We start from the raw sequence: 24805 nt of genomic DNA, 5'->3' as shown, positions 1-24805 counted from the left end.
TATTATTGCATCACAAATCAAACTAAAACAGACAGATGATTCAGACCTTGCTTGCATCAATTTCATTTGCAGGTTTTCTTCTATTTCTCTTTCCGGGGAAGTACAAAAAAATATTTGCCTCCGCAGGATGGATATTTCTGGTTGCCTCAGTATTTGCAAACTTCCCGGAATATTTTTCAGAGAATAATATCGCATATCCCATAGTGGCATTCCTGTCCCTTCCTGTACTTTTAATTACAGTAAAAAAATGCCTCGCAGAGAATGAAAATATAATAATGCTCACAAGGGGTGCAGCAATAGCTTACCTCATCTTCGCACCCTTTGCCTATATACCCGTTCTTGGAGATACCCTCATACTCCTCAATGTAAAGATGACTGAAACTGTTTTCACAGCTCTCGGATTCACCTATAGCCTGCCGGAATGGAATATGTTTATGCATGACATATTCAGAGTCGAAATTGTGCTGGGATGCACAGGCATTCAGGCGATAGCTATTATGACGGGCGCGGTTTTTACTGCCAAATCCGGAATTAAGCAGAAGTTAATCTCAGTTGTGGCTGTTGTTGCCCTTATCATTCTGATGAATCTCATAAGAAATGTCTTTGTAATAATTTCATATACCAAACAGTGGTTTCCTTTCCTGCCCGAGATCGCATCAAACGGACAGTTCGGTTATGAAAGTTACTTCTGGGCGCATAATATCATATCTGAATTCGGACTTTCCCTCCTGACCCTCATCGCAGTCGGATATACAATCATTCTAATAAACCCCAAAATTGCGATCTTCATAAAAAATATTGCAGATATATACTACCGGGGCCTAAAAGATCTCTCAGAAGAAATCAGAAGATAAGACAAAAAAGTCACCCATCTGACGGGAATTCTCTCTGAACACATATAATGAAGGAAGCATTATCATATCTGATTTAAATATTTCACAGAAGTGATAAGGCCGGAAAATAACTGTAAGTAAGTCCATGATATCAGATTATAACTGCCAAATACCCTTTACACTGACAGAAAACACTTCTGATTTACATCAGTCTGAAAAAAATATTCAGCACAATATCACCTGAAAGGACAATTACAGCCGAAAATATGAGGGCTGAGATCACTGTCGCATACCTGACAGCTTTTACAATCTCTTTTCCGGACTCTGCAAGAGTATTAACAGGGTCACCGATTGTATAGCATCCGGGTTTTTCAAACCTGATCCCCGTTCCGCCTGCAATAAGCGCCATGGGAATGCCGCCGTTTATTCCCGGCCTTTTCCTGGCGTCCCGCCTCATGCAGAGCCATGCATCCTTCAGACTGCCATTAAAAAAGAAGTAAATTATAAGTGATAGTCCCGCAATCCTGGCCGGTATAAAATTAAGAAGGTCGTCCATCCTTGCCGGAAACCAACCAAGATACCTCCTGTCATCCTTATATCCCAGCATAGCGTCCATGGTATTGTACGCCCTGAAGAATGCCGCGCCTCCAAGTCCGGCCATTGTATAATAAAAGAGAGGCGATATTACAGAATCAACAAGATTCTCTGCCATTGATTCATACGCAGCTGAGAGCAGTTCCTCTTCAGAGAGTGAAGAGGTATTTCTGGATACAAGCATACCTGCCTCACTGCGTCCGTCCCCCTTCTCAACCGCCTCAGTTACAGATTCAACATGCTCTTCAAGGCAGCGCAGGGCAAGACAGATCTTTAACAGCACTGCCCCTGCAATGAAAGCTATTATTCCGTATGTGAAGATATCAAACAACAAAAACGGCAGCGTAAAGAGAACCGCAGTCAAAAGAGAGAAAATAACTCCGGATAATCTCTGTAACCACGCCGGGTATATCTCCGGACTGCCCCAGAGAGCAATAAACCGTCCAAGCCAGGCAACCGGGTGATACCTGTTTGGTGGGTCGCCTGAAACTCTGTCAAACAGGAGTGACAGCCAGATAATCAGGGCCGGTATTGCCATCCGATGTATGCCGCAGCAGTTATGAGAATTACCGATACAATGCCGGGGACAGTTCCCGGAAGATAAAGTCCGAATATATATGCGGCCCACCCTGCACCAAGAAGACCCATAAATCCGGCTTTCATATAGAGATCAGTATGATCCTCAGGTTCAGGAATCTCTTCTATCTCATCCGGAATTTCAATTGCCCTGTCCTTTACATTAATGGCAATCCCATATCTTAAAGTCCCGTAACCTGTAATAATCTCAATTTTAAAGCTCCCTTTGGGTGCATCAGATAAAACAGGGATTTTAAGTATGACTTTATTTTCAAGGAATAGATTTTCATGCAAAAAGGGAGTGAATTTCCTGGCGTTTACGGCAGATACTGTAAGATGCAGAGGTGTTCCGTTATTGATCAGTTTTAAGACAATGTTTTCACCATTCTCTATATCCACTTCTTCAGGTGCCTCTATTGAATTAATCCCTGATTTGTTTATATTTACCTCAAATTCACCCATAATATTACTGCCTGTGCCTATTGTCTTATTCCGGATATCAGAATATGAAATCTTCCCGCATCTGTTCAACAAAAGTTGGTTCTCTATTTAACAACTGTATGCCTGTTATTTAATTCTGTGCTTATAGTGCACTGCATAATGTTTTGGCATAATCGGAGTCTATCGGATATTATCCCAGAATATGCACATATACCGCACTTCATATTAATAACCAAACTTTCCGGACCATTCCGGAAAGTTCTGCATTATACTATGATCTTCAGCCTGAAATTATTCCTTTTTTGTCCCTTGGAAGGAGATCAGGTATTCCTTCACTGACTGGATAATCAACACCGCAGCTCTCGCACCTGAGAGTACCCTCAATTATATCTTCCTCACCAGTCTCAAGAATCTCCTTCTTATCGGTCTTAAGAGTCAGATCACCCTTACATACAGGACAGCAGAGTATCTCATAGGTTGACATCTTCATTTTTAATCCCTCATAAAAAATTATTTGCGATCCCTTATATCAATGATCTGAGTCATCTCAGGACCGGTTGATATAAGCTTTACAGGAACACCGATATCCTCTTCAGCCTGCTTTATGAATTCAAGTGCTTTTGGTGTAAGCTGTTCGTACTCTGTTGCGCCAAAGCATTCAGGATCTACATGATCAATTCCTGTTATTGCTGCAATTGTGCATCCGTTGATCATTGCTGAATAACGTGCCATCTTGCCGTCCCAGACCCCTATTCTTCTCTCACGCCGTGTTACAGTACCGAATTCCTGAATGCCAAGTTCATGTGATTCATCACGTGTCATCTCAGTTCCAAACGGACCTTCACCGACTCTTGTAGGATATGCCTTAAAGACTACAATGACGTCGTCGATCATTGTAGGGCCCACACCGTTGTCTGCTGCAATCTGTGAAGCTGATGTATCCTTGCTCGTCACAAAAGGATATGTACCAAAGTAAAGTGAAATTCCAAAGCCCTGGGTTCCTTCAAGGAGGACATTTTCTCCCCTTGCGAGCGCTTCATTGATCTCAAATGCGACATCTGCCAGATAAGGTTTAAGTTCAGGAATGTCCTTTGCCTGCTTTGCAACCCTGTTAACTCTTGCAACATTTGCAGGGCCGCATCCTGTTCCGGTAGAACCTATGGTCTTGGAGAGATGCTCATTGGCTTTATCCTGAAGGATATGCTCTTCTTCAATGATACTGCATCTTCCATCGACAAAAATTCTGTCTCCGACTCCGACCATATCAACTTCGCTTTTGAATACCTCGGGATTTACAAGAACACCGCTTCCAATGCATAATTTTGCTTCCGGGAATACAAATCCTGAAGGGATCATCCTTACACCGTATTCCTTTTCGCCTACCTGAACTGTGTGGCCTGCATTGGGACCGACACCACCGCGTGATATGATTGAGGGTTTATCTTTATGTGCAACATGGGCAACAATCTTGCCCTTGCCTTCATCACCAAAAAAACCGCCAACTATTATAGTACAACTCATTTATTTTTCATTAAAGATGGGGTTATATACACTGATGAATCTTTTGATGATAACCCGGATTATGAATATTTTTCTGACCGATTATACAACAAATTGAAATATCAGAATTTCAGATTCTGCCGGGTAAAGTAAGAGATGAAATATCAGAATTTCAGATTCTGCCGGGTAAAGTAAGAGATGAGATATCAGAATTTCAGATTCTGTCCACCAGGAAACAGATTCAAATATCAGATTCTGTCCGGTAAAACCACCGATTCAGACTGTAATAACAGTAAGAGTCCTCCCGTATGTACTCCGGAAATTTTATGAAATGGTTCTGAATGATAAATTCCGTCTGAAAAAACATTCCCCGCATAAATTAAAAAAGATGATATGGATATTTATTCCGGTTATTTAAACCGGAGATCTCTTTTTATTGGAATTATTCTTCCGTTATTCCAAGATTTTTAATAAAATCTATATGAAGTCTGAAATCACCTGTCAGTTCCGGGTGGAAAGAGAGCGCCATATGCTTACCTGATTTTACGGCAACAATGCCCTGATCAATCTCAGAAAGAACTTCAACACCACTGCCTGCCGATATTACAACCGGCGCCCGTATGAATATCGCCCTGTATGGCTCTTTATATCCTTTGATTTCGATTTCAGCCTCAAAAGAATCCTTCTGTCTTCCAAAGGCATTTCTTCCGACTTCAATATCAATAAGGGATAAGGGCTTTACCCTTTCGTCATCGACGGCACCGGCGCACATGACCATCCCGGCGCAGGTTGCAAAAATTCCGCCGCTGAAATTCTCAAACTCCTCCCTCATATGATTTTTATCAATAAGTCTTGATATTGTAGTTGACTCTCCTCCGGGAATGGCTATTGCGCTGCATGAGGGTATATCATCAGCTTTTTTTAACGGAAATACCTCATAATTTTTAAAGATACCCGACCTGGCTATTGCAGCTTCAAATGCATGGATATGCTCGGATACATTTCCCTGAAGGGCCAGAACACCGATCTTAATTGCCACGTGTCGAGAGCACCTCTTCATCACTTAATGTGTGTACGTCAAGGCCGGGCATCGCTTCACCAAGGTTTCTGCTTGCATTCGCAACAGCGAGCGGATCTTCAAAGTTGTTCACTGCTTCAACGATTGCACGCGCCATCACTTCAGGAGTCTCTGACTTGAAGATGCCTGATCCTACAAAGACACCATCACAACCGAGCTGCATCATCATTGCTGCATCTGAAGGCGTTGCAATACCGCCTGCTGAGAAGTTTACAACCGGGAGCCTGCCGAGTGTTGAGCATTCCTTAACAATCGCAAATGGTGCTTCAATATTTCTTGCGTACATTGCAATCTCCTGGTCATTCATGCCTTCAAGCTGTCTGATCGAACCAGAGATTGATCTCATGTGCCTTACTGCCTCAACAACATTTCCTGTTCCGGCCTCGCCCTTTGTTCTGATCATGGCTGCGCCTTCGGCAATTCTCCGGCAGGCCTCACCAAGATTTCTTGCTCCGCAGACAAAAGGTACTGTAAATTTCTGCTTGTCGATGTGAAATTCTTCATCGGCAGGTGTTAAAACCTCACTCTCGTCGATCATATCCACACCAATCGCTTCAAGTACCTGTGCCTCAACAAAGTGACCTATACGCGCCTTACCCATCACCGGAATAGATACGGCTTCAATAATCTCTTCGATCTTTGCTACATCTGCCATTCTTGCAACGCCGCCCGCCTTTCTGATATCAGACGGGACACGCTCAAGCGCCATTACTGCAATAGCGCCGGCAGACTCTGCAATCTCGGCCTGTTCTGCATTGACAACGTCCATAATGACGCCGCCCTTCTGCATAGATGCAAATCCCCTCTTCAATAGTTCGGTTCCAAACCTGAGGTCTTCTAATTTCATTGCATTTAGTTTGAACATGTAATAAAATAAATATAGGGTAGTCATCATTGCTTTACCCGGATGACTTTTAGGTGATTTTAAATTAATAGCCAAAAAAAGAACATTAAAATTTCTTTTTTTCTCAGATCAAACGATAAATATTATGATTTCCAGTGGAAATGATGGGGTACCGCAAAGGATTACACTTTTCCGGATTACAGGATTTTCCGGAGATGCCCTGCCACAGAATTTCCCGGAAACTGTAAAAATTATTCCCAGGCTCTGAATATCATATACAGACCATTTTACAGAACCTAAAGTTCGTTTACGAACTCTTCAATTCTTTCAATCGCTGTTACAAGGTTGTCCCTTGAAATCGCATAGCAGCATCGGAGATGGTCTGCCCCTGAAGGGCCGAATATGCTGCCCGGAACTACGGCTATATGCTTCTCTTTTAAGAGGCGCTCGGCAAATTCCTGATCTGACAGTCCGGTGGACTCAACAGACGGGAATGCGTATATTGCACCTTTGGGCATATGGCATTCAAGTCCTGCACGCCTCATCCCGTTTACGAAGAGGTTACGCCTTATATTATACTCTCTGACCATCTCATTTCTTGCCTCCCAGCCGTTTTTAACAGCTTCAATAGCTGCGTACTGTGACATAGTAGGTGCGGAGAGCATTACGTACTGATGTATTTTGAGAGCGGCGGCGGCAATCTCCTCCGGGGCACAGATGTACCCTATCCGCCATCCGGTCATTGAATATGCCTTTGAAAAACCGTTTATTATAACTGTTCTTTCACGTAGTTCCTCAACGCATGCAGCAGATGACGGCATTCCTTCGTAGGTTATCTCATTGTAGATCTCATCTGAGATTAAAAGGAGGTCATGATCCACAATGACATCTGCGATTGCTTTATAGTCATCCACAGTCATCACACCTCCGGAGGGGTTGTTCGGGAAATTACAAAGCAGCGCCTTTGATTTTGGAGTTATCTTCTCCATAAGGCTGTCAGGTGTGAGCCTGAAATTCTCCTTTGCAGGGCAGGGCACATATACAGGCACTCCTCCGGAGAGTATGACTCCTGAACAGTATGCTATGTATGCCGGTTCTGCAACAAGCACCTCATCGCCCGGATTAACGACCGTTCTTATTGTTATATCGAGCGCCTCTGATGCTCCGGTGGTGACCAGTACCTCATTTACAGGATTGTAATCAACCCCGAATCTCTCCTTCTGGTAGAGAGAGATCTCATCTCTGAGTTCATTTAAGCCGCTGTTTGAGGTGTACGCTGTATAACCTTTCTCAATAGAACTGATTGCTGCTTCCCTTACATTCCATGGTGTATCATAATCCGGTTCGCCGACACCAAGTGATATTACATCTTCCATCTCCTGGGCTATATCAAAAAATTTTCTTATCCCTGAAGGTGGTATTTCGCGTACTCTTTCTGAGCGAAAGTCTCTCATAATTTTTCTCCGGTTCTTCTCTTCTGTCTCTTTTTAATGTGGTAATATTTATCTTCTCTTTAAACCAGGACTGAAGTCCTAAAATCTACATCCTCTCTGCAGGAACTGCAGGAAATTTATGAATATTTATTGTCCTGATTTTTTACTGACTCTCAATATAATTCTGAGATTTTAACTGCTTTAACCAGTTATACCTGTTTTTACCGTTCTGCAGCACTTAAAATGAATATGGAAGTCTCTCAACCGGCTTTTTCTCAAAATAGAGCTGCCCGTTCTCTTTGTAGGTCTTCATTATAAGTATCGTCCCGGTCTCTCTGATATTCTCAAGGGGAGCAATCTGACCGGACACAAATCTTGCTATTTCATGTATATCCCTTCCGGTTACAAGAATTTCAAGATCATATGCTCCGCTTACAAGCCTGAGAGATTTTACCTGCCGGAATTTTGATATCTTCTCGGCAATTTTATCATACCCATAGTCCTTTTCGGGCGAAACTTTAAGCTCGATTATGGCTGCAACTACTCCGTCTCCTGCTTTTTCCCAGTCGATGCACGCTACATAATTTTTAATAATTCCTTCTTCCTCAAGCTTTTTTATTCGTGATATAACTTCCTCGCGGCTGAGGTTTGTCATATCCGCAAGGACCTGCTCTGAAATTCTGCAGTTTTCCTCAAGTATGGATAATATCATCCTGTCATTTTCATCCATTGGGCGACTCCGACAATATTTGTCAACGGAGTTTTTTGTTTTAATAATGATTAATAGATGCTATTGGATCTGGTTTTTATTCTGCAGGACCCTGATAAAACAGGACAGCAGAGTGAGAAACCGGAAGAGAAGAAAGAGAAGGAGAAAAACAGGACAAAAAAAGTAAAAAAAGCAGGACGGAACAGAAAAGGAAAACAGAAAGAAAACAAAACAACGGACAAGCAGAAACAGGAAGAAGAAGCAGAAGCAGAAAAGAACAGGGAAGGAAAACAGAAAGAAAACAAAACAACGGACAAGCAGAAACAGGAAGAAGAAGAAGCAGAAAAGAACAGGGAAGGAAAACAGAAAGAAAACAAAACAACGGACAAGCAGAAACAGGAAGAAGAAGCAGAAGCAGAAAAGAACAGGGAAGGAAAACAGAAAGAAAACAAAACAACGGACAAGCAGAAACAGGAAGAAGAAGAAGCAGAAAAGAACAGGGAAGGAAAACAGAAAGAAAACAAAACAACGGACAAGCAGAAACAGGAAGAAGAAGCAGAAAAGAACAGGGAAGGAAAACAGAAAGAAAACAAAACAACGAACAAGCAGAAACAGGAAGAAGAAGAAGCAGAAAAGAACAGGGAAGGAAAACAGAAAGAAAACAAAACAACGGACAAGCAGAAACAGGAAGAAGAAGCAGAAAAGAACAGGGAAGGAAAACAGAAAGAAAACAAAACAACGGACAAGCAGAAACAGGAAGAAGAAGAAGCAGAAAAGAACAGGGAAGGAAAACAGAAAGAAAACAAAACAGCGGAGAGAAAGAGAAAATATCAGAAGAAAATCCTGACTAAAAAATATCTATTTTATCCGGGAAACTGGTTTATCTGAAGAGGGTTCTGAATCTGCCTATGTCAATCTGATGCAGTCTCTCTTCTTCAAACCTCTCATCTTTTGAAAGGGTTTCCCTGATCCCTGAAGTTCCGGTTCCAAACCACATCTCTTTGGTTCTGCCGTATCTCCCTCTTGAGACAACTCTTGAATTGATGACACCCAGCATTGTAAGTTCTGATATAAGATCTGTAATTCTTCTGTGGGTTAAAACATCTACATCAAGTGCCTGTGCAACATCTCTGTAAACCTGAGCCACTTCTCCGGTTGTGAAAACCGGTCTGTTGAGATCGGATAAAATCAGCATTGCATAAAGAACAGCCTTGCTCTGTGTAGGCAGCGAAGATACACAGACAATAAGACTGTCAGTCTCAATCTTCTGCTGGGCTGATTTTACATGTACTTCAGAGACTTTGGGAGCATTTTCTCTCTCTGCAAGTTCTCCGGATATTCGCAGGAGATCAAGTGCTCTCCTTGCATCTCCGTGTTCCTGGGCGGCAAGTGCAGCGCATAAAGGAATACACCCAAGGTCTAAAACACCTTCTTCAAAGGCAACATCTGCTCTTTCCTGTAAAATATCACATAACTGAGGGGCATTATAGGGAGGGAAAACAAGTTCTTCCTCTGAGAGAGAGGAGAGAACCCTCGGATCGAGGAAATTGGTAAATCGCAAATCATTTGATATTCCAATCATGCTTATCTTTGCATTCTTTAGCTCGCCATTAAATCTTGTAAGGTTATAGAGAATCTCATCTCCGCTTTTTTTGACTAGTTTGTCAATCTCATCAAGTACAATTACATTAACTCCGCCAAGTGATTCAAGCAGATTTCTCAGTTCTGCATAGACCTGATCAGTTGGCCATCCGGTCATGGGGATACTTGTGCGTGGTTTATCACTGGGTTTGCTGTCCAGATTTTCTATTTCATTTGCAATCTGGGCAAGCACTCTGTACTGGGTATCAATAAGTTCACAGTTCAGGTGTATGACATTGCATCTCTTACCCATCTCAAGGCATGCATTTTCAAGTTCAGCCCCAACATATTTTACGCATGCTGTTTTTCCAGTTCCGGTTTTGCCATAGATAAGAATATTTGAGGGTGTCTCATTTCTTATAGAGGGAGCAAGAATTGCTGCAATGGAATCAATCTGTGGTGTCCTGTGAGGGAGATTATTAGGCCTGAAAGAATGTCTTAACACTTCCCTGTTTTTGAATATACCTCTGTTTTTCAGGTACTTGTTAAAAAGTCCGGATGAACCGGATTTTTTTTCAGCCTGAACCATTTCTTTTGTCCCATCCGGACTGTTAGTCAATAGTATTCCTCCTCATTTTCTGAATTGTCCTCTTAAACTGAATATTTATGATCCACTCCGGAATCTGTTAACAGACAAGATTTGACCTTTTTTGATGAAAATATTATTATTATTATTAGCAGGAAACTGCGCACTCCTGGTGTGGATTTTTCCTGTCATTACAGAATTTAACACTATAAGCAGTGCTGTTGATATGACCCCGGAAATTAATGTTCTATTCCGGAGGAATCAGATTTTAATCCTTAAAATGCCATATTTCAGAAATTTTTATCCTGAACGGCCCGGACTAAAATATTTGCAAAAATTCCGGAAATATCATTGCCGGTGAAGCTTTACCGGTTGCTGTTATTGATCTCATTCCTATAGCATTTAACCCCTTTGTTTCCACTGGAGTTTTTGAAATATTCAGAATAAATTATTCATTTTCCTGAAAATTTTTTGAAGGTCATAACCCCACCCCTTTATTTCCACTGGAACTTTTTTTGGATTTGGCAGGTTTTTTTTGGAGTTGTATAAATTTACTGAAAAAGTTGCAGTTCTCCTGTTGGTTTTGTCCTTACACGGAGAACAAAATAATATTTCACAAAGCTTCTTTTATGAAAGTAAAATTCAATTTTTTACCAGTAGGTCATATTTCAGTTTCCGGAAAAATTTTATCATTTCCTGACCTTTAGCTTATTTTTGCTCTTCTTTTGCTCTGATTTTGTTTATTCTTTTTCTTCTCCCTTGCTCCTTGTTTATCCCCAGGTTATTTTGCTTATTTTTCTTCTTTTCCTTATTTCTCTGTTATTACCGGGTTATTCTGCTTATTTCTGGCTGTTCTTTTTTTCTTGCTTTTTTGGGTATTCTCCGTTATTGTTGGATTATTCTACTTATTCTCTGCCTGTTCACGTTTTTTTTCTCTTTTTCCATGCTGTTATTTGGTTATTCTGCTTATTTTCTGGCTGTTCTTTTTTCTTGCTTTTTTGGGTATTCTCCGTTATTTCCTTGTTATTCTGCTTATTCTCTGACTGTTCACGTTTTTTTTCTCTTTTTCCATGCTGTTATTTGGTTATTCTGCTTATTCTCTGGCTGTTCTTTTTTTCTTGCTTTTTTGGGTATTCTCCGTTATTTCCTTGTTATTCTGCTTATTCTCTGACTGTTCACGTTTTTTCTCTTTTTTCATGCTGTTATTTGGTTATTCTGCTTATTTTCTGGCTGTTCTTTTTTTCTTGCTTTTTTGGGTATTCTCCGTTATTTCCTTGTTATTCTACTTATTCTCTGACTGTTCACGTTTTTTCTCTTTTTCCATGCTGTTATTTGGTTATTCTGCTTATTTTCTGGCTGTTCTTTTTTTTCTTGCTTTTTTGGGTATTCTCCGTTATTTCCTTGTTATTCTGCTTATTCTCTGACTGTTCTACGTTTTTTCTCTTTTTCCATGCTGTTATTTGGTTATTCTGCTTATTCTCTGGCTGTTCTTTTTTTCTTGCTTTTTTGGGTATTCTCCGTTATTGTTGGGTTATTCTGCTTATTCTCTGCCTGTTCCCGTTTTTCTTTCTTTTTGGTTATTTTCCTGTTGTTGTCCGGTTTTTTTTATTCCTAGTCCATCTCTTTATTTCCTGCTTACTTTGGTTAACTTGGTTATTTACTACTCAGTTTATTCTCAGTTTATTCTCAGTTTATTCTCAGTTTATTCTCAGTTTATTCTCAGTTTATTCTCAGTTTATTCTCAGTTTATTCTCAGTTTATTCTCAACTTTTCTTCAAATTATATCAAATGTCTGTACTTTATATATTATTACTTGCAGATTTACTTATGATTATTTTCTGTTACCTGTTTTTTTGCCACAGGTATTTTCCGCCGACCCGCATCCCAAAAAAAAGTTCCACAGGAAACAAAGGGGTGGGGGTGAGAAGAAAAAATTTCCAGTTCTTAGGTATATGCTAAAAAAATTTAACTCTTAAAAATTACTTAAATTTAAAAAAAAACAGATTTAAAAGCTTACAAAAAAATAAACCCAAAGAAAGAAGTTCAGGGTTTTAAACAAAAAATTCAAAAATTTTTCAGTTTAGAATAAGTATTTTGTAACATTATGAAACATTTACCCGAAAAAGAAGAAAAAAAACTATGACACTTCCAAAAAATCAGGAAAATTTCTGCTAAAATTCTGCAAAAAATCACAAAAAAAGATCAAAAATATAGAAAACCTGCAAAAATGTAAATTTTCGCCTGAACTTTCCTGTCTCCCAAAAAAGCAGGCATCTGTTACCCGAAAAAAAATATAATCAACAAAAAAAACTGCGGTTTTACAGAAAAAGTTCAAAAAATCTGAAAATCTGTAAAAAACCGGAAAATTTCTTAAATTATTTACTTATCTCAAGCAGTGCCACTCTCTCAAGAACAAAATCAGTAATTTTTTTCTCCGGAGATGCCTGAATTTCATCTTCTGAAATTTCAAAAAAACTTCTCACATATTTTCCTTCAGAACTTCCTGCATTTTTTGGAATATTTTCCGCAGATAAATCAGATTTTTTATCGTCCTGGTCTTTCTTCCGTAAGTCACCGATCGCAGGGAAGCTGCACGATATAATACTCAGAGAAGTTAGAATTCTTGCATATCTTCCCTCGAATTCATCAGATTTACAGGAATCATCCCGGGGATATTTCCGAATAGTAATTTTATCATCCAGAACGAAGAAATCCGGAATATCACTCCTGAATTTTCCTTCTCCTGAAATTTTTTGTTCACCGGGAAAATCAAAGATGAGAACATAATAATTACTCAGCCCTTTCTTGAGGCCGGTCTGAACTGCACAACTGCACTGTCTTGTTCCGGCAGCGTAGAGAAGAACCTCCATATCAGGTGATCTCGAAATATTTTCCCCTCTGCAAAATGCCCTTAAGGCATGTAAAAGTGCAGATTCAATATGTTTAACATCTGCAATATAGTCAACATCAAAAAAGGTTATGTAAACATTATTTTCAGCTGATATTTCCCTGATACCCTTTAAAAAGTCTCCTTCATCAGAAACAGTAACTTCTGCCTGTAAAATAATATATTCCATATCATCCCTCCTGTATCATCATAATGTTTCGTAAGTATGAAAACATATATCTCCGGTGTAAATTCTAAATACGCAGTCTGAATTAACAGCTCATTATAAAATTGTTACCGGAAATAAAGAAATTATCCGGCAATGAAAAAAAAGCTGAGAATAAATTACAGTTTTTCAGAGATTAAAAACTAAACAGTGTAGATTGTGTAGATCCATTCTTTCCGGCTTTTTTCCCGGTTTTAACCCTATCTTTACCGGAATTTTTTTCCACTCCGCCGGGGTCCATCCCTTCCTGGGAAATTTCAGGGATTGTTTCATCGGCTTCACTTTCTTCCTTCACTGTTTTTTTCGCTCTCTTCTGAGATACTTCCCCTACTTTCAGTTTTTCCTTAAGAATTTCATCACCGGAAACTCCGGAGTTGCTTTTGTTCTGTCCCTCCCCTTCAGACCTTAGGATTTCATCAAAAATGCTCCTTGCATTCTTCTCACCCACAACCAGGGAAACCTTGTCATAGCCTGCTTTTTTGAGATCAGAGACAGTTCTCATATTATTATTATAAAGCCTCCTTGCCCTGACCCGTCCGATATTTCTGAACTTAACCAGTGGCAGAAGCTCCTTTTTAATCCCGTGCTTCATCCTGAGGGAGAGATCATAAACATGCTTCTTATGAAAAGGAGCCATCATAGCTGCAATTCTTGACGCTGAATACAAAAGCCAGTTTATGGACTCAACAGAGTTGTAGATGTCCCCCGGCCCGATACTGTACCTCTTGCAGACCGTCTCCTCGTTCACCTCGGATATCCAGTCATTAAGCATCATTGCTGTTTTCAGTATCCGGAAATCCTCCTCCATTGAATCGTATGATACTCCGGACCACAGCTCCTCCTCATGCTCATAAAGGAATATCTCAAGCATAGGGATGTCATTTTTCCGGACAAAAAGCGTGTACATATCCGGAGTAACGCAGAGCATCTGTAGCAGTCCGATATCGGTAAAACTCTTCTCTTCCTCCGTTTCTTCAGTATGCTTCAGTTCAGCTGCAATAATCTCGGCGCTGTACGGGTTAATATAAAGCCGTGATACAAGAGAGCCGTATTCCGTTGCAGAGAGGCAGTCACCAATTGAGGTTATCATTCCGGAGGAGACTAAAAAGTCAATAATTTCTTCAAGAGTCTCTTCAAGATGCTTCATGCTCCTGTTCAGGTACCTGTAAAAAGTCCTGTCGAGGAATTCAGCCAGTTCCCTCTCATTTTTTACAAAACCGGTTGAAATTAATGAGAGCACCTGTCCGGTGAGGACATAATTGTCATCAAGCCTTGATTTGACATCCTCAGCCGGAGCCTCAATAAACTCCTCATAAAGTCCGGCGCCGGCCTCCTCACTCTTTGCAATCAGAACCGCCTCACCATAAGGGTCAAGATGCGGCCTTCCGGCCCTCCCTGCCATCTGCCTGTATTCCCTTACCGGGATAGGCTGCATCCCCTCTCCTGATTTAAACCTGAGATAATCTCTTATAACAACCCGCCTTGCCGGCAGGTTTAGTCCGGCGGCGAGGGTGGGAGTTGACGATATAACCTTAATATTTCCGTTGCGGAAATTTTCTTCGATAACAGCCCTCTGCTCTCTCTTCATTCCGGCGTGATGAAAAGCTGCGCCATAACCTGCACATACAGCAAGGGTTTTACCCATTTCAGTATCAGCGACAGCCTCAAGCTTTTTTTTCAGTTCAGAAAGTTCAGTATTCTCCGTTTTAAGTGCCTGCGCCATTCTCTTCGCAAAGCTCTCGGCATTTCTCCTTGAATTTACAAAGACGAGACACTGACCCCCATCTTTAATACAGTCGAGGCAGAGATTGACATCCTCATGCTTTGTAACAGGAGTTATCTCTTTTAACTCCTCACCAAAAAAGATCGAATTCCGGTAAAAAATCCCCTCTTTTAAGTCAACCGGACGCCAGTCTGATTTGACAAGAGTTGCATTCAGCCATCCTGCAAAGACTCTGGGATTTCCAATAGTTGCAGTAAGGGCGATTATCTGCATTTCAGGGTTTAAATACCGGAGTTTTGTTATCACCATCTCGAGCGTTGCGCCCCTGTCCGGTGAATCAATGAGGTGCGCCTCATCAAGGACGAGGCATGAAACAGATTTCATCCATCCCGCACCATTTCTGAGGAGTGAATCAACCTTTTCACTTGTGGCGATTATAATCTCATTTCTTCCGAGATAATCGTCCCTTCTGTCGAGATCGCCTGTTGCAATCCCGACTTTAGGTCCGCGTCCTGAAAATTCATCGAATTTTTCGCTTGCAAGTGCCCTGAGGGGTACAACATAGAGGCATTTTCCGTTGCCGGAGATATGATGATGCATCGCCATCTCGGCAACGAGAGTCTTTCCGCTGGCAGTGGGGATGGAGATCAGAAGGTTTGCACCCTCGAAGAGTCCACTGCTGACACACTCCTCCTGTGGAGGGTAGAGGTTAATGATTCCTTTTTTCTCATATTCCTCAATAAGGCCTGATCCTACGGGCAATGACGATATTCTCAAAGAGACCCCCTTTCTTCCAGTCTAAGTCTCCTTAAAATTAATATATTTAAAAAAAAGCTTTTAAAAAACTGTTTCTTCTGGAGTGGAAATGTTGGTTTCATATCCGGGAAAAGTATATTTTATTATCAGACCGGGCTTTAATGCAGCGTATCAGATCACTGCTGCCCGGAGTCTTAATAATAATATTCAAGCATATTCTGCTTTGCTTCTTTATTCTTCTTATCAAGGAATGAGAAGACGCTCTCGTGGGGCAGTCCTTCAATGAGCATCTCTACAGCAGTTCTTGTATTTCTGACCTGTTCGACTTCACCTATAATTGCGACTGTCTTTCCAAGAACAGACATTATGGCTCCGGTCATATCCTCAATCTGCTCCCGGGATTTGCCCTCCCTGCCGATTATTCTGCCTCTTATTCTCTCCATCTGTTTTGTGGTATTGCAGTATGCAGTGAGATCAATGATATCAAGCATCATATCTTCATCGTCAAGAAGTGTAAGTGCTCTCTGGGGAGAGAAACCACGGTTTATTGCCCGTATTATCTGGCTTGTATTTAAGACATTCACCGGGTCCTCCCCGCTGACTGTCACAAGGCCCTCCTCACTGTCGATCTTCAGTGAAGTATCCGTACTTTTCTCGATAGTCCTTTTTGTTTTACCGTTTTTGCCGATTATTACAGCAATACGATTTTGTGTAACTTTTATTTCCTGTTCTGCCATATTACCAACATCAAATAGTTAGTTATCAATTGTATCTCATGCCTCATATAAGGTAGTGGATGCGGCATTTATGCAGGAATGATCTGCTGCACAGTCAGATGCCGTCTATAGTTATATGGGTGAACCGGAAACTAAAAATAATTTCTTCTTATTATTCCGGCACGGGTGAAGAATATAATATCTCCGGACGGAATTTCCGCTTATATCCGGTGAAAAAAAGTTCTCCGCTCTCAGGGTTGTAATTTATCCTCCCCGATAATCTCTCTGAAGATCTCCTCCTCGTCCCGGATATCACACAACCGTGCAAAAAAACGGTTTATATTCAGAATATCCCTGACGAGAAACTTCACAGCACGCGGATGATCAGGTGTCACTGCCTGGCCCATATCGATTATAATATGCTCAGATCCGTCAAAGAGGAGATTAAATTCGGAGAGATCCGCATGGACAAGTCCTGCATCATTGTACATCCGGTCAATATCATGAATAATAGCATCATAATGCTTCTGCCCCTCTCCTTTTTCAATTCCGGCATGCCTGAGCTGCGGATAAGGTATCTCATTCTCGCCGCAGAAATCCATGAGGAGAATATTTCTGTCGAAATATCTCGCCTTCGGACATCTGATACCGGCATCGTGCGCCCTGTTGAGGTTTGAGTACTCCTTCCTCGTCCAAGCGAATATTACCTCTTTTTTCGATTTCCTGACCGATGAAAACCTTGGATCGCCCACCAGGTACTGGTTCATCGTATTGAAGTTTGCAGACTGAATGCGGTATATCTTTATCGCTACCGGGGCCCCTTCTGAATCCTCGGCATAAAAGACATTGGCCTCCTTTCCTGTGGATATAGACCCGCCTATTACTGAGAGTTTGCCTTTATTGACAAGTTTATAGAGTGCGACGAGGGTCTGGTCATCAAAGACATTCTCCATCACCTTCATACTGTCGGCATCTTTAATCCTGACGCCAAGTTTACTCACTTCTCGGTCAAGTTTCTCTATTATTCTGTCTCTGTCCAACTTTAATTTCACCACCGGAATTTTATATATGATATAAATGCTGCCGGAATATGTTATTGTGCGGTTTTACCCGGGAAAAATCCCGGAGATAACTTTTCCGGCATAAAATCAGAATTTAGTTCTGATTCATGTAATCCCTTGCATCTGCAAGGACTTCAATCAAACCGTCGGTTGTCATCGACTTCAGGTCGGCAGGATGAACATCCCCGGCTGCATATGCCTGCTCGCATTCTTCATATGATGAGAATTCACGGTTTCCTCCGAATTTATCAGGCCTTTTAAGTGTGACAGTCTCCATCCTCGGGAATATATGGTATTTCAGGGTCTGAAGGACGGGGTTTTCCTCTGTTTCCGGGGGGCAGAAAGCCTTCTTCATCTTCTTCTTAATTACATCCTCAGAGTCGGCAACTGAGATATAATTGCCCTCGGATGATGACATCTTTTTACCGTTCAGTCCGTTTAGAATAGGTGTGTGCATACAGAGAGGTGCTTTTGCACCGATTGTCGGCAGGTACTCCCTTGCAAGCATGTGGATCTTTCTCTGGTCAATGCCGCCGAGTGCCATATCGACATTGAGCGTGTTGATATCGACCATCTGCATAATAGGATAGACCATCTGTGATACCCGCGGCGCGTCCATATTTCTTCCGACTTCATCCATGCTTCTCTTTGCACGGTTGAGCGTAATCTGCTGTGAAAGCTCTAAAACCTGGAGTTCATATTCAGGAGTCAGCTGAACATCAGTTCCGAGGATAAATTCCACATTTTTGCCTTTAAGCCCCACAGCTTCAAAGCACCGTCTGTTGTAGTCGGCCATCTCACGTACTTCCTCCATAGTGCCTTTCTGGTTCAGGAATGCGTGAAGGTCTGCAAGCAGAACTTTAATCTTAAATCCTGCTTCTTTCAGGTCCATTAATTTGTTAATTGTGACAAGATGTCCGAGGTGGATCTCTCCTGATGGCTCATATCCGGCATAAACGGATCTTTCCGGTATGGTCATCAGCTCTTTTAACTGGTCCTCGGTGACAATCTCTACTGTATTTCTTATTGCGAGTTCGTATTCATCCATTTCATATTAATGGGTGAGGAATCAGGATTAAGTTATTGTCCCTGCAGGATCAGGGGTAAAAGGTCAGATTCAATAAATAAACCTCAAATAATTGCCATATATATACATCCCGGTGAAAAGTTTTAGAGGAATTTCCTCTGTCTTCCGGAAGAAGAAGTTTTATATGAATAATCCGGACGGTTTTTCAGGTTTTTTCAATAGGTACCCGTTCTTACAGAGGGGATCTCCGGAGGTTATGGATGTTTAATGACGGAATAGGAATAGTGGCTGCATTTATAGTTTATATGGCCTTAATGGTCATAATCGGCTTTTTATACTACAAAAAAACCAATACCGTAAGTGATTATATTCTCGGCAACCGGAGCATCAACCGCTATGTTGCTGCTCTCAGTGCTGAAGCTTCGGATATGAGCGGATGGCTTCTGATAGGCCTTCCGGGTCTTGCATATCTTTCCGGTATGCAGGCCATATGGGTTGCTATAGGGCTTATTGCAGGAACTTTCCTGAACTGGAAATTTGTTGCAAAACGCCTGAGGGTTTATACCCAGATGGCGAACGATTCGCTCACCGTTCCGGACTTTTTCAAGAACAGATTCAATGATAAAAATGATCTTTTAGGCGGTATTTCGGCTATATTTATCCTGATATTCTTCCTTATATACACATCAGCGCAGTTTGTTGCAGGCGGGAAACTCTTCAATACTGTGTTCGGGATCGATTATACATATGCACTCCTGCTGATCTCGCTTATTGTTGTCATATATACCTTTGCAGGTGGTTTTAAGGCTGTATGCCTCACCGATTTTATACAGGGTATTCTCATGTTCTTTGCACTGATAATTGTCCCGCTCACTGCGATAACTCTTGTCGGAGGATTTGGCAATACAGTCTCCGGAATTGAAGCGATAAATCCATCTCTCTTAAATCCGTTTTTAGATGCTGACGGCAGTCCGCTGACGTTTATTGCGATAGTTTCACTGCTTGCGTGGGGACTTGGCTATTTCGGACAGCCGCATATTCTTGTCAGGTTTATGGCAATAAACAGACCTGAGGAGATAAAAGAGGCAAGGTGGGTTGCGATGGTATGGGTAACTGTTGCACTTATCGCTGCTGTTGCTGTTGGTCTTGTCGGCAGAGTATTTCTGAGTGAACCTCTGACCGGTGCTGATTCAGAGACGGTTTTCATGGTAATGACCGGCGATGTCTTCTTTTCTTTCATTGCCGGAATTATACTGTGCGGAATTCTTGCCGCAATCATGAGCACTGCATCCTCGCAGCTTCTGGTCAGTGCTTCCGCAGTATCACAGGATCTTTATAAGGCGTTTTTCAGAAGAGATGCAGCAGATCGTGAGCTTATATGGGTTAGCCGGTTATCGGTTCTATTTGTTGCCGTATTTGCAATTGCCCTTGCAATAGATCCAAACAGTTTTGTCTTTTCAATTGTATCGTACGCATGGGCAGGATTCGGGGCTGCATTTGGTCCGACCATCTTAATGGCACTCTTCTGGAAGAAGACCACCCGTGAAGGCGCACTTGCCGGCATAGTTGTCGGAGGCCTTACAGTCCTTATCTGGAAGCAGTTTAACTTCTTTGGTCTGTATGAGATCGTCCCCGGATTCATCTTCTCTCTGCTTGCAATTTACATTGTAAGCCGCATGACAGTTCCGGATGAGTGCATTGTCAGGGTATTTGAGGAGACGGAAGAGAAATTAAAGGAGATAAAAGGATAATTCCCGGCAATAAAAGGGCGTAGCTGATGTATTTTCTGCGGAATGTTAAAAATAAAAATTTTATTTTCTTTTTTTCTTTCTTTCCCAAAATCCGGTTAAAATATCTGCATATTAAGTTTTATTCTGATATTTAAGTGATTATGGGGTTTTATCTGCTCTTTTTAACCTGTATTTGTATTTTTATACGAACCCTTAATATTCAGGCGGTTTAAAGGAAATATTACTGGACAGTATTACCGGGGCAATAATTCGGGGGAAGGTATGATTTTTCAAATGCTGACTAACCACTGGGATTGACGGATTTATCTGCGTGTCTGATGAGATAACGGGATTGCTTGAACTGCTGGACTCCGGCAGCAGGGGGGATAGGAAAAAAGCGATCAAAAGGCTGAAGGAAATTGGCAAAAAAGGAGCCATTCCTCTTTTAAAGGCATTGAACAGTGGCAATGAAAATATTCGAAGCGGAGCCGCTGAAGTTTTGGGGTCTTACAGCCAGGATAATATCGGCACTTTTGTCAATCTTCTGATAACCGGACAGGATAATGCAAGGGATGGTGCAGCAAGGACAATAGCGCAGATATCAGCAGAGGGCGGTGACATAGTCGGGCCGCTCTCCGCAATTATAAATGACAGACGGGCAAGAGCACGTCAGGGTGTTGCTTTAGCCCTCGGTTATCTCACAAACCCGAACGTGAGCCATAAAAATATGCTCGTATCACTTCTGAAGGACAGTGATAAATCGGTAAGGGAGGGGTCAGTAAAGTCTCTCGATAACATCGGCTGGGACTCACAGAATCCGGTTGAAAAATCATTTTATCACCTCTCTGCCGGAAACTGGGAGGAGCTCGGGAAGATGGGCCGCCCGGCGCTCACTGCCCTCAGGTTTGGGGCAGAAGATCCTGATCCTCATTTCAGGCAGAAGGTTGCGCATACACTTGCCAGGGTAAGTGAGACCGGTTCGGTACATCTGCTCTGCGAAATGCTTAAGGATAAAGATCCTTCTGTCAGGCAGGCCGCTATTGAATCTGCCTGTGACAAGAGGGATCCGGTCTTAATACCACATATTGTAAGGGCACTTGACGATCCTGAATTTGCCGTCAGGGTTGAGGCCTCCTGGTCACTGGAGAAGGTTGGCTGGCGGCCTCCCGACAGTTACTTAAAAGCCAAATCACTGATGGTCAGGGGGAGCTACAATGATGTAACAAAGATGGGCAGATATGCACTGCCGTGCCTCATTGATCTTTTAGGGGACGAAAATCCGATAATTAAGGAAAATACTCTTAAAACCCTATATTCAATCGGAAAACCGGCATATGCTGCCATTGGCGAGGCTAAGAGATCAGAAAATCCTGCTGTCAGGAAAGGTGCGCTGGATGCAGTCCGGTATTTTAAGGAAGAGGACCAGAGAGCCGAAGAGAATGAGGCGCTTGAGCTTCTTAAAAAGGAGTCTGAAATACTTGACCTGAATTCTGTGGAATACTGGGAGGAGAACCTTAAGAAAAGCGGTTTTTCGGCTATAAATTCTGAAAGGATTGCCCAGGCCCTTGCAAGTGATGATCCGGTTATAAGAATTGTGGCTGTTGAATCACTGAAGAGATATGGCAAAAAGTCAGCTGATGCCCTCCTTAAACTCCTTAAAGATGATAAAAGCAGTGTAAGAGTTGTCGCAATTGAGGCACTTGGTGATCTGCAGTCAGATGAGGCAATAACGGTTTTTTTCGATATGATTGAGGATGAGAATGCAAGTGTCAGGAGGGCGACAGCCTATGCCCTTGGAAAACTGAGGAAGAAGGAGACAATACCGATTCTTATAAGACATTTTGCTGATCCCGATGAGGGCGTAAGGGACGAATGCTCAGAATCGGTTGCAAAAAACGGTAACAATGCCCTCCCGTTTCTTGAAAATATGATATTTGCACCTGATGAAAACGTCAGAATATCTTCACTCAAAGCAATAAGCGGTATAAGCGATCCTTCGGGTATTCTCCCGGTCACCCGGTCACTCAACGATCCGCAGCTGAATGTCAGAAATCAGGCAATGGCTGGCCTCTTAAGGATAAGCAATTTCATGTTCAATTACCTGATGAACGAAGTCAGAAGGGTGAGCATTCAGGGGACAAAGATGGAAAAACTTGGAATGCTCAGCGTCCTCTCTAAGATAGATGATCTCAGGGTTATATCATATGTCAGGGGCTTTATAAAGGACAGTGATGAAGAGGTCAGGCGGAATGCCGGGACAATTCTTGAAATATTCAGGCAGAGGGAAATTAAACGTGAACTGAGCAAAATTTCGGAGAAGAGCCGCGAAACCGCCGGGCTTATCAGAAGAAAACTGTCGGTGAGGGAGATTGACAGACTGCTTGATCAGCTTTTAGGTGCCGATGATGAGGACGCCTTAAAGATTCTCGACAGAAAGCTCAGGCAGGATGAGATCGATGAGCTGATCCGTGGTGCGAGATCCGAAAGGCAGGAAAGAACAGGGGAACTGCTCGGCAAAAAACTAAGCCAGGATGAGATCGATGAACTGCTCCATAGATCTGTTTATGCTGTCAATAAGAAGACGACCGAACTTCTGGGTGACAGACTCAGTCAGGATGAGATCGATGAGCTGATAAAGAATGCATCGTCCGAGAAGGATGAAAAAGCTGCAAAGGATATTAAGAAACAGCTCACCCAGAACGAGATCGATGACATAATCAAAAAAGAGCTTGAGCTTAAGAAGAAGATCTCAATGGAGATCTCAAGGCTTGTAATAGGTCTGAAAAGTGAAGATAAAAAGAGAAGAAAAGCTACTTCTGAGAAGATTATCAGTATGGGTGAACCTGCGGTTGAGCCTCTTCTGAATACAATGAGCGGTGCTGATGACGAACTTCGTGAGATTATTGCCGGAATTCTGCCGGAATTTGGTGAACCTGGAATAAGCGGCCTTATGAGGTATTTAAACTATGGCAGTCCGGAGATAAAAATACTGGCGGCAGAAAAGCTGTCGGAAACAGGCAGCAGAGTTGCCTCAAATGCAGTATTCGACCGTATTTTTGTTGAAAAAGATACTCAGGTCAGAGTGTCCCTGATATATGCCCTGTATAAGCTTGGACACAAAAAGATTCTTGATGCCCTGACCCATGCCTTAAAGGATAACAATCCGGAGGTAAACCTTGCGGCTGTGGAAATTCTCGGTAAGATTGACGATGAAAGGGCGATACCGCTTCTCATATCTCTCTTTGCCTCAAAGAACGGAAGAATCCGCGGGCCTGCTGTCACCTCCCTTAAAAGTTATGGTTCAAAAGCCGGGCCTGGACTGCTGTCGGCCCTGAAGAGTGACGAAAATGATCTTTTAAAGGAGACTGCTGCATCTGCAATGAAGGACCTCTCCATAATTCCGGAAGATCCCACCGATAAGTCATATTATCTTGCAACTCTGGGTGAATGGAAGGAGCTGGAAAGATCAGGTTCTGCTGCATTTCCGGCTGTAAAAAATATAATGGAGAACCCTTATTCCGGCAGGAGAAAAGAGGCACTCGAATTTATCATCGCAGCGGGCGGCCCGGACTTCTACCCCCTTCTTGTCTGTGCACTTTCTGATGTTGATGATTCAGTATCGGGCAGGGCGGAGGAAGCAGTTCTGAGGAAAGGTGCCCTTCTTCTTCCGGCACTGAAGCGTGCTGAAAGAGAGAGGTCTGATCCGGATGAGACTGAAAGACTGAGCCGGGTTATAAAAAAGATTGAATTCAGGCAGAAATTCCGCTCTCTCTTTTCGGAAGGGGACTGGCATGGAATTGAAGAGATGGGCAGGCCTGCTTTAAAAGAGCTTATAATTATACTGAAAGGGCACAATCCGGATGCAAGAAGACAGGCTGCCCGGATTATAGGAAATATCGGAGGTGATGATGCACTCCGGATACTGTCAGTCGAGAGCGCTGATGACGATCCTGTGGTCTTGGAGACTGCATCCAAATTCATGATCCGGGCCGGGGGCAGGTCACTGCCATATCTCAGGAGAGCAGCAGATAATGCCCAGACCGGGAAGAGAAAGCAGAAGATCAATGATTTATATGAATTCATAAGCAGAAGGGAGAATATTGTAGACCTTATCGGGAGTAATAACTGGGCTGAGGTTGAGAAGGCGGGCAGTTATGCTGTCAGATATCTGGTCTCCTATGCAGGTGAGGAGGATGCTCCTGACCGGACATCTGCTGTAAAAACCATATTCTCCATAGGGGGTGACGAGTCTGTGCCGGCACTTGCCGGACTTGTTCTGAGCGGTGACCCTGAAGTATCTGAAACTGCTGCCGGATTCCTTGCTGAGTCGGGACCTGGGGTAATCCCGGTTCTTGAGAGATATGCAGACGGCATTAAGGATAACAGCAGAAGGGATATCATTGAATTGCTGATTGAGAGGATAAAAGATTCATTGGATAACCCTAAGTGAAAAAGAATTACTGCCGGAATATCTGAACTCTCCGGCAGGAGATAATAGTAATGA

At 42.3% G+C, this 24805-nt stretch carries 18 protein-coding genes; 4 read left to right on the top strand and 14 right to left on the bottom strand.

The window, feature by feature from the left end:
* The first annotated feature begins 35 nt into the window (after positions 1-35).
* A complete protein-coding gene (gene artA, locus METLIM_RS06630; protein WP_004077178.1) occupies positions 36-854 on the top strand; it encodes an archaeosortase A in 819 nt (272 codons plus the stop codon).
* 181 nt (positions 855-1035) lie between these two features.
* Here the strand turns inward: artA and cbiB are convergent, their stop codons facing one another.
* From cbiB to METLIM_RS06590, 8 genes are all read right to left on the bottom strand, one after another.
* The gene (gene cbiB, locus METLIM_RS06625) at positions 1036-1965 is read right to left on the bottom strand and encodes an adenosylcobinamide-phosphate synthase CbiB (protein ID WP_004077177.1); all 930 of its coding nucleotides are present in this window, start codon (positions 1963-1965) and stop codon (positions 1036-1038) included.
* Positions 1947-2465: a DUF7524 family protein gene (locus METLIM_RS06620; RefSeq protein ID WP_004077176.1), complete on the bottom strand. Its 519-nt coding sequence runs from the start codon at positions 2463-2465 to the stop codon at positions 1947-1949. The genes cbiB and METLIM_RS06620 overlap by 19 nt, the downstream gene beginning before the upstream one ends.
* Before the next feature lie 259 nt (positions 2466-2724).
* Positions 2725-2934 carry a methytransferase partner Trm112 gene (locus METLIM_RS06615; protein ID WP_004077175.1) on the bottom strand — a complete coding sequence of 70 codons (210 nt, stop codon included), beginning with the start codon at positions 2932-2934 and terminating at the stop codon, positions 2725-2727.
* Positions 2935-2954: 20 nt separating this feature from the next.
* Positions 2955-3965 (bottom strand): adenylosuccinate synthetase, encoded by a 1011-nt coding sequence (locus METLIM_RS06610; protein WP_004077174.1) that lies wholly within the window; start codon positions 3963-3965, stop codon positions 2955-2957.
* Between the two features lie 421 nt (positions 3966-4386).
* On the bottom strand, positions 4387-4983 hold the full coding sequence (pdxT, locus tag METLIM_RS06605) for a pyridoxal 5'-phosphate synthase glutaminase subunit PdxT (protein WP_004077173.1): 597 nt from the start codon (positions 4981-4983) through the stop codon (positions 4387-4389).
* Positions 4973-5869: a pyridoxal 5'-phosphate synthase lyase subunit PdxS gene (gene pdxS / locus METLIM_RS06600; RefSeq protein ID WP_048146254.1), complete on the bottom strand. Its 897-nt coding sequence runs from the start codon at positions 5867-5869 to the stop codon at positions 4973-4975. The genes pdxT and pdxS overlap by 11 nt, the downstream gene beginning before the upstream one ends.
* A 293-nt stretch (positions 5870-6162) precedes the next feature.
* Positions 6163-7320, bottom strand: a complete 1158-nt coding sequence (locus tag METLIM_RS06595; protein WP_004077171.1) for an aminotransferase class I/II-fold pyridoxal phosphate-dependent enzyme — start codon at positions 7318-7320, stop codon at positions 6163-6165.
* 217 nt (positions 7321-7537) lie between these two features.
* Entirely contained in the window at positions 7538-8029 is a 492-nt protein-coding gene (locus METLIM_RS06590; protein WP_004077170.1) for an Lrp/AsnC family transcriptional regulator, read from the bottom strand.
* 63 nt (positions 8030-8092) lie between these two features.
* On the opposite strand from METLIM_RS06590, the gene METLIM_RS16555 reads away from it, so the two are divergent.
* Entirely contained in the window at positions 8093-8896 is an 804-nt protein-coding gene (locus tag METLIM_RS16555) for a hypothetical protein (protein ID WP_048145713.1), read from the top strand.
* On the opposite strand, the gene METLIM_RS06580 is transcribed toward METLIM_RS16555, so the two are convergent.
* The 6 genes from METLIM_RS06580 to METLIM_RS06545 all read right to left on the bottom strand — a co-directional run bounded on the left by METLIM_RS06580 (position 8889) and on the right by METLIM_RS06545 (position 18592).
* Positions 8889-10178 carry an ORC1-type DNA replication protein gene (locus tag METLIM_RS06580; protein ID WP_048145712.1) on the bottom strand — a complete coding sequence of 430 codons (1290 nt, stop codon included), beginning with the start codon at positions 10176-10178 and terminating at the stop codon, positions 8889-8891. The genes METLIM_RS16555 and METLIM_RS06580 overlap by 8 nt on opposite strands.
* 2372 nt (positions 10179-12550) lie before the next feature.
* Positions 12551-13252: a KEOPS complex subunit Cgi121 gene (gene cgi121 / locus METLIM_RS15490; RefSeq protein ID WP_004077166.1), complete on the bottom strand. Its 702-nt coding sequence runs from the start codon at positions 13250-13252 to the stop codon at positions 12551-12553.
* Between the two features lie 172 nt (positions 13253-13424).
* Positions 13425-15788 carry an ATP-dependent DNA helicase gene (locus METLIM_RS06565; RefSeq protein ID WP_004077165.1) on the bottom strand — a complete coding sequence of 788 codons (2364 nt, stop codon included), beginning with the start codon at positions 15786-15788 and terminating at the stop codon, positions 13425-13427.
* Positions 15789-15961: 173 nt separating this feature from the next.
* Complete coding sequence (locus METLIM_RS06560) at positions 15962-16504, bottom strand: KH domain-containing protein (RefSeq protein ID WP_004077164.1); 543 nt, start codon at positions 16502-16504, stop codon at positions 15962-15964.
* Positions 16505-16734: 230 nt separating this feature from the next.
* Positions 16735-17538, bottom strand: a complete 804-nt coding sequence (locus tag METLIM_RS06550; RefSeq protein ID WP_004077163.1) for a serine protein kinase RIO — start codon at positions 17536-17538, stop codon at positions 16735-16737.
* A gap of 100 nt (positions 17539-17638) precedes the next feature.
* The gene (locus METLIM_RS06545) at positions 17639-18592 is read right to left on the bottom strand and encodes a tyrosine--tRNA ligase (RefSeq protein ID WP_004077162.1); all 954 of its coding nucleotides are present in this window, start codon (positions 18590-18592) and stop codon (positions 17639-17641) included.
* 239 nt (positions 18593-18831) lie between these two features.
* Between METLIM_RS06545 and putP the strand changes: the two genes are divergently transcribed.
* Both putP and METLIM_RS06535 read left to right on the top strand, forming a co-directional pair.
* Entirely contained in the window at positions 18832-20322 is a 1491-nt protein-coding gene (gene putP, locus METLIM_RS06540) for a sodium/proline symporter PutP (protein ID WP_004077161.1), read from the top strand.
* A gap of 310 nt (positions 20323-20632) precedes the next feature.
* Positions 20633-24751: a HEAT repeat domain-containing protein gene (locus METLIM_RS06535; protein ID WP_004077160.1), complete on the top strand. Its 4119-nt coding sequence runs from the start codon at positions 20633-20635 to the stop codon at positions 24749-24751.
* The last annotated feature ends 54 nt before the right edge of the window (positions 24752-24805 follow it).

It is taken from the genome of Methanoplanus limicola DSM 2279, from assembly GCF_000243255.1.
Taxonomy (GTDB): domain Archaea; phylum Halobacteriota; class Methanomicrobia; order Methanomicrobiales; family Methanomicrobiaceae; genus Methanoplanus; species Methanoplanus limicola.
Note: the sequence above shows the minus strand (reverse complement) of the source record. Positions and strands in the feature narration are given on the sequence as shown.

Coding starts and splice junctions, on each gene's coding strand:
- artA (WP_004077178.1), top strand. CDS start 36: ATGATTCAGACCTTGCTTGCATCAATTTCATTTGCAGGTTTTCTTCTA.
- cbiB (WP_004077177.1), bottom strand. CDS start 1,965: ATGGCAATACCGGCCCTGATTATCTGGCTGTCACTCCTGTTTGACAGA.
- METLIM_RS06620 (WP_004077176.1), bottom strand. CDS start 2,465: ATGGGTGAATTTGAGGTAAATATAAACAAATCAGGGATTAATTCAATA.
- METLIM_RS06615 (WP_004077175.1), bottom strand. CDS start 2,934: ATGAAGATGTCAACCTATGAGATACTCTGCTGTCCTGTATGTAAGGGT.
- METLIM_RS06610 (WP_004077174.1), bottom strand. CDS start 3,965: ATGAGTTGTACTATAATAGTTGGCGGTTTTTTTGGTGATGAAGGCAAG.
- pdxS (WP_048146254.1), bottom strand. CDS start 5,869: ATGAAATTAGAAGACCTCAGGTTTGGAACCGAACTATTGAAGAGGGGA.
- METLIM_RS06595 (WP_004077171.1), bottom strand. CDS start 7,320: ATGAGAGACTTTCGCTCAGAAAGAGTACGCGAAATACCACCTTCAGGG.
- METLIM_RS06590 (WP_004077170.1), bottom strand. CDS start 8,029: ATGGATGAAAATGACAGGATGATATTATCCATACTTGAGGAAAACTGC.
- METLIM_RS06580 (WP_048145712.1), bottom strand. CDS start 10,178: ATGGTTCAGGCTGAAAAAAAATCCGGTTCATCCGGACTTTTTAACAAG.
- cgi121 (WP_004077166.1), bottom strand. CDS start 13,252: ATGGAATATATTATTTTACAGGCAGAAGTTACTGTTTCTGATGAAGGA.
- METLIM_RS06560 (WP_004077164.1), bottom strand. CDS start 16,504: ATGGCAGAACAGGAAATAAAAGTTACACAAAATCGTATTGCTGTAATA.
- METLIM_RS06545 (WP_004077162.1), bottom strand. CDS start 18,592: ATGGATGAATACGAACTCGCAATAAGAAATACAGTAGAGATTGTCACC.
- putP (WP_004077161.1), top strand. CDS start 18,832: ATGTTTAATGACGGAATAGGAATAGTGGCTGCATTTATAGTTTATATG.